General features: G+C 73.9%; 1 protein-coding gene. It reads left to right on the top strand.

The features are described 5' to 3' along the window. Positions 1 to 47: 47 nt before the first annotated feature. A partial coding sequence (locus HMPREF3099_RS07505; protein ID WP_070705410.1) for a GuaB3 family IMP dehydrogenase-related protein occupies positions 48 to 1,087 on the top strand: 1,040 nt, incomplete at its 3' end.

A 1,087-nucleotide genomic window follows, 5' to 3' on the forward strand; every position in this document is an offset into this window, starting at 1 on the left:
CCTCGACCGGTGCACCGGTCGAGGCCCTCGCCGGTAGGGTGGCTGGCGTGAACGAGATCGAGATCGGCCGTGGCAAGCGGGCGCGTCGCGCCTACTCCTTCGAGGACGTGGCGGTGCTCCCGAACCGTCGCACGCGGGACCCCGAGGAGGTGTCCACCGCGTGGCAGATCGACGCCTACCACTTCGACCTGCCGGTGATGGCGGCGCCGATGGACTCGGTGATGTCGCCCCAGACCGCGATCGAGTTCGGACGCCTGGGTGGCCTGCCGGTGCTCGACCTGGAGGGCCTGTGGACCCGCCACGAGGACCCGGAGCCGCTGCTGCGCCGCATCGCCGAGGCGCCGGATGCCGACGCGCGCGCCACGCTCCGTGAGGCCTACGCGGCGCCGATCCGCCCCGAGCTCATCGCCGCCCGCCTCACGCAGCTGCGCGAGGCCGGGGTGACGGTGGCCGGTGCGCTCTCGCCGCAGAACACCCAGCAGCACTGGAAGGCCGTGGTCGACGCCGGCGTCGACCTGTTCGTCATCCGCGGCACCACGGTCTCGGCCGAGCACGTCTCCAGCCAGGCCGAGCCGCTCAACCTCAAGCGCTTCATCTACGAGCTCGACGTGCCGGTGATCGTCGGCGGGGCCGGCTCGTACACCGCCGCCCTGCACCTCATGCGCACCGGTGCGGCGGGCGTGCTCGTCGGCTTCGGCGGCGGCGCCGCACACACCACCCGCCTCACGCTGGGCATCCACGCCCCGATGGCCACGGCGGTCTCCGACGTGGCCGCCGCCCGCCGCGACTACATGGACGAGTCCGGCGGTCGCTACGTGCACGTCATCGCCGACGGGTCGATGGGGCGCTCCGGCGACGTGGTGAAGGCCGTGGCCTGCGGCGCCGACGCCGTGATGCTCGGCGCGGCGCTGGCCCGCTCCCAGGACGCGCCCGGCGCCGGCTACCACTGGGGTGCCGAGGCGTGGCACGAGAAGCTGCCCCGCGGCGAGCGCGTCCAGGTGGGCACCGTGGGCACGATGGAGGAGATCCTGCTGGGCCCGGGCAACACCGCCGACGTCACCACGAACATGATCGGCGCCCTGCGCCG

Origin of the sequence: Kytococcus sp. HMSC28H12 (genome assembly GCF_001816045.1) — a bacterium.
GTDB classification, from domain to species: domain Bacteria; phylum Actinomycetota; class Actinomycetes; order Actinomycetales; family Dermatophilaceae; genus Kytococcus; species Kytococcus schroeteri.